The sequence below is a fragment of the Streptomyces phytophilus genome, from assembly GCF_013870535.1.
GTDB classification, from domain to species: Bacteria; Actinomycetota; Actinomycetes; order Streptomycetales; family Streptomycetaceae; genus Streptomyces; species Streptomyces phytophilus.
This window is the reverse complement of sequence record NZ_JACBXC010000486.1, coordinates 1-4,243: the sequence shown is the minus strand read 5'-3', so window position 1 is coordinate 4,243 and position 4,243 is coordinate 1. Positions and strand designations below refer to the sequence as shown.

At 73.9% G+C, this 4,243-nt stretch carries 2 protein-coding genes and 1 pseudogene; all 3 read left to right on the top strand.

Annotated elements, in window-relative coordinates; all coding sequences use genetic code 11:
* Window positions 1-294: pseudogene (locus H5J30_RS19760) on the top strand (Wzz/FepE/Etk N-terminal domain-containing protein); the annotation flags it as partial.
* 3 nt (window positions 295-297) lie between these two features.
* Window positions 298-2,214 carry an asparagine synthase (glutamine-hydrolyzing) gene (asnB, locus tag H5J30_RS19755; RefSeq protein ID WP_181788740.1) on the top strand — a complete coding sequence of 639 codons (1,917 nt, stop codon included), beginning with the start codon at window positions 298-300 and terminating at the stop codon, window positions 2,212-2,214.
* On the top strand, window positions 2,211-4,243 hold a 2,033-nt coding region (locus tag H5J30_RS19750; protein ID WP_181788739.1), incomplete at its 3' end, for a bi-domain-containing oxidoreductase. The genes asnB and H5J30_RS19750, both read left to right, overlap by 4 nt.

Below are 4,243 nucleotides of genomic sequence, written 5' to 3'. Positions count from 1 at the left end.
TGGACCGACCTGCGGTACCTCGGCAGCCGCAGCGTGCTCGTCGTACGCGCCGGGCACAGCAGCGCCGCCTGGCTGCACACCGTGGCGCGGCAACTCGCGGACCTGCACATCCCCGTGATCGGCGTGGTGGTGATCGACCCCGATCCACGCGATCGGACCGACGGCACGCTGTGGGACGGGCTGCACACCGCGCTGCGCGGCGCGTACGCGCCCCGGGCCCCGCAGAACGGGGCGGGCATACGGCGGTCGACGCCGGCGGCACGGCTTTCCGACGGCGACCAGGAGGCCCGGTAGGACATGTGCGGCATCGCAGGCGCGTACCGGTGGCCGGACGGGAAGGCCGTGGCCCGCCGGCTCACCGACACCCTCGCCCACCGCGGCCCCGACGGATCCGGCCACTACAGCCACGCCGCCGGCGACGGCGACGTACACCTCGGGCACCGCAGGCTGGCCGTCGTCGACCTGTCCGAGACCGGCGCCCAGCCGATGGTCTCGGACGGCCTGGCCCTGACGTACAACGGCGAGCTGTACAACGCGCCCGAGCTGCGCGGCGAACTGGCAGCCGCCGGCGTGCGCTTCCGCGGCACCTCCGACACCGAGGTGCTCCTCCAAGCCTGGCGGCGCTGGGGCACGGACTGCCTGCCCCGGCTGCGCGGCATGTTCGCCTTCGGGATCTTCGACGAGCGCACCGGCGACCTGGTGCTCGCCCGCGACCAGCTGGGCATCAAGCCGCTGTTCTGGCTCCGGCGGGGTACGGGCCTGCTGTTCGCCTCCGAGCTGAAGGCGCTCGCGGCCGTGACCGGCGGATCGCTCCAGGTGGACCACGCGGCCCTGGTGGCCTCGCTGCTGTACTACTGGGTGCCGGACTCGCGCTGCGCCTTCCGCGAGGCCCAGAAGCTGCCGCCGGGAAGCTGGCTTCGGTGCCGGCCCGACGGCCGGGTGGAGCGCGGCCGGTTCTGGCAGCTGAAGGACGTCGCCGCCGAGGCCGGGGAGCGGGCCCGCGGCGGCGAGCGGCCCGACCTGGCCGCCGTCGTCGAGGAGTCGACCCGCAAGCACCTGCTCTCCGACGTGCCCGTGGCGACCTTCCTCTCCGGGGGCCTCGACTCCAGCTACCTGACCGCGCTGGCGGCCCGGGACCGGCCCGGCATCTCCGCGTACACGATCGGGTTCCGCCCCGAGGACGCCAGGTTCGAGGCGATGCCGGACGACCTGCGCCACGCCCGGCGGGTGGCCGAGCGGTTCGGGGTCGACCTGCACGAGATCGAGATCGCCCCGCAGGTGCGCGACCTGCTGCCGCGGATGGCGTACCACCTGGACGAGCCGATCGGCGATCCCGCCGCGATCAACACGTTCCTGATCTGCTCGGCCGCCCGGGACGCCGGCGTCAAGGTGATGCTCTCGGGGATGGGCGCCGACGAGCTGTTCGCCGGCTACCGCAAGCACCTCGCCAACCTCCTCGCGCTGCGCTACCAGCGCGTCCCGCGCCCCCTGCGGCGCGGGGTGGCCGCGGCCGTCGACCGGCTGCCGGTCGCCACGGCCCGCCGGGGCTACCGCTCCGTGCGCTTCGCGAAGCGGTTCCTGTCCTTCGCCGAGCTGCCGGAGGAGACCGCGTTCCGGCGCAGCTACACCATGTACGACCGGGAGGAGCTGCTCGCCCTGATCGACCCGGACCTGGCCGGGACCGTCGAGGACGTGCTCACCGAGCACGCGGACGTCTACCGGGACAACGACCTCGACGACTTCGTCAACCGGATGTGCCTGGGCGACGCCCGGATGTTCCTGCCGGGCCTGAACCTCGCGTACACGGACCGCGCCAGCATGGCCGCGTCGACCGAGGTGCGGGTGCCGTACGTGGACGTGGACGTGGTCAGGGCGGCGTTCACGGTGCCCGGCGATCGCAAGATCGTCGGGCGGCAGGGCAAGGCCGTCCTGAAGGAGGCGGCCGCGTCGGTCCTGCCCCGGGAGATCGTCTACCGGCCCAAGGGCCTGTTCAGCGCGCCGCTGCGGGCCTGGATGAGCCGGGACCTGGCACCGCTGCTGCGCGAGGTGGTGCACGACGGCGTGCTCGTCGAGAACGGGTTCCTGCGCCGGGAGGCCCTGCAGCGGCTCGTCGCCGAGGACGCCGCCGGGCAGCGCGACTTCTCCAAGCAGCTGTGGCACGTACTGACCCTTGAGTACTGGTATCGCGGCGCGACCTCCAAGGAGTTCGGGTGAAACAGGTAGTGCAGAACTACAGGAGCGGCGAGCTGGCCCTGCTCGACGTGCCGGTGCCGGGCTGCGGTCCGGGCGGCGTGCTGGTGCGGAGCGCGTACTCGCTGATCTCCACCGGGACCGAGCTGATGAAGGTGTCCGAGGCCGGGATGTCGATGCTGGGCAAGGCCCGCTCCCGGCCGGACCAGGTCGCCAAGGTGGTGCAGAGCGTGGCCGCCAACGGGGTGCCCGCCACCTACCGCAAGGTGATGGGCAAGCTGGACTCCTACACGCCGCTGGGCTACTCGCTGTGCGGGGTCGTCGAGCAGGTCGGCACCGGGATCGACGACGTGCAGGCCGGCGACCTCGTGGCCTGCGCCGGCAACGAGCACGCGCTGCACGCCGAGCTGAACTGGGTGCCCAGGAACCTCTACGCCCCGGTGCCGGACGGACTTGCGCCGCGGCATGCCGCGTTCGGCACGGTCGGTTCGATCGCGCTGCACGGTGTTCGCCGCGGTGAGCCGCAGCTCGGCGACGTCGCGCTGGTCGTCGGCCTCGGCCTGATCGGGCAGTTGGTGGTGCAGCTCCTGGTCGCCGCCGGTGTCCGCGTCGTCGGGGCCGACCCCGACCCGGAGCGCTGCGAACTCGCCGTGCGCCTGGGCGCCGCGGACTGCGGCGCTCCCGCCTCCGCGGCCCTGGAGGCCACCGTCGCCGAGCTGACCGGCGGCCACGGCGTGGACCAGGTGTACCTGGCCGCCGGCGGCGGCTCCAACGAGCCCGTCGAGCTGGCCGCCCGGCTGAGCCGGGACCGCGGCCGGGTCGTCGACATCGGCAAGTGCCGCCTGGACCTGCCGTGGAACGCGTTCTACGAGAAGGAGCTGGACGTCCGCTTCTCCCGCTCGTACGGCCCCGGGCGCTACGACCCGGCGTACGAGCTGGAGGGGCGGGACTACCCGATCGGCTACGTGCGCTGGACCGAGCGCCGCAACCTGGCCTGCTTCCTCGACCTCCTCGCCCGCCGCCGCGTCGACGTGGAGCCCCTGGCCTCCCACACCGCCGACTTCGCCGACGCCGTCGCGACGTACCGGCGGCTGAAGGACGGCGGCCTCAAGGCCGTGGCCGTGCTGTTCCGCTATCCCGGGCACACCGGTCGGACCGAGGCGCCGGCGGCGGCCGTGCCCGCGGCGGTGCCCGCGCGCGACGGCGCGGTGCGCACCCCGGTCCGGTCCGCCGGGGCGCCGGTGCGGCTGGCGTTCGTCGGCGCCGGCAACTACGCGACGTCGATGCTCCTGCCGCACCTCTCGCCGCTCGACGGGGTGGAGCTGGGCACGGTCGTCACCACCACGGCGCTGTCTGCGGCCAACGCCCGGCGGAAGTTCGGCTTCGCCGAGGCCACCACCGATCTCGACGCCGTGCTCGGCGACCCGTCCGTGGACGCGGTGTTCGTGGTCACCCGGCACAGCTCGCACGCCGAACTCACCCGCAGGGCGCTGCTGGCCGGCAAGGCGGTGTTCGTGGAGAAGCCCCTGGCCCTCACCGAGGACGAGCTGGCCGGGGTGCTCGCGGCGGTGGAGGAATCCGGCAACGACCGGCTCCAGGTGGGCTTCAACCGCCGGTTCGCGCCCCTGCTCCGGGAGGCGAGAAAGCAGTTCGGGGCCCGGAAGGGCCCGGCGAGCCTCCGCTACCTGGTCAACGCCGGCCGGCTGGAGAACGGCAGCTGGTACCTCCGGCAGGACACCGAGGGCACGCGGTTCACCGGCGAGGGCGGGCACTTCATCGACACGGCGGGCTGGCTGCTCGGCGCCGACCCGGTCTCGGTGCACGCGGCCGGCCCGCCCGGCGGCGAACACCTCCAGGTCGTGCTGCGGTACCCGGACGCCTCCACCGCCACCCTCGGCTACGTCACCACGGGACCGCCCGGTTTCCCCAAGGAGACGCTGGACCTGGTCGCGGACGGCAAGGTGCTGCGGCTGGACGACTTCGTCCGCGCCGCCGTGTACGAGGGCCGCCGCAGGCGGTGGGCCGCCCCGCGGCTGCCCAGGGCCCGGGACAA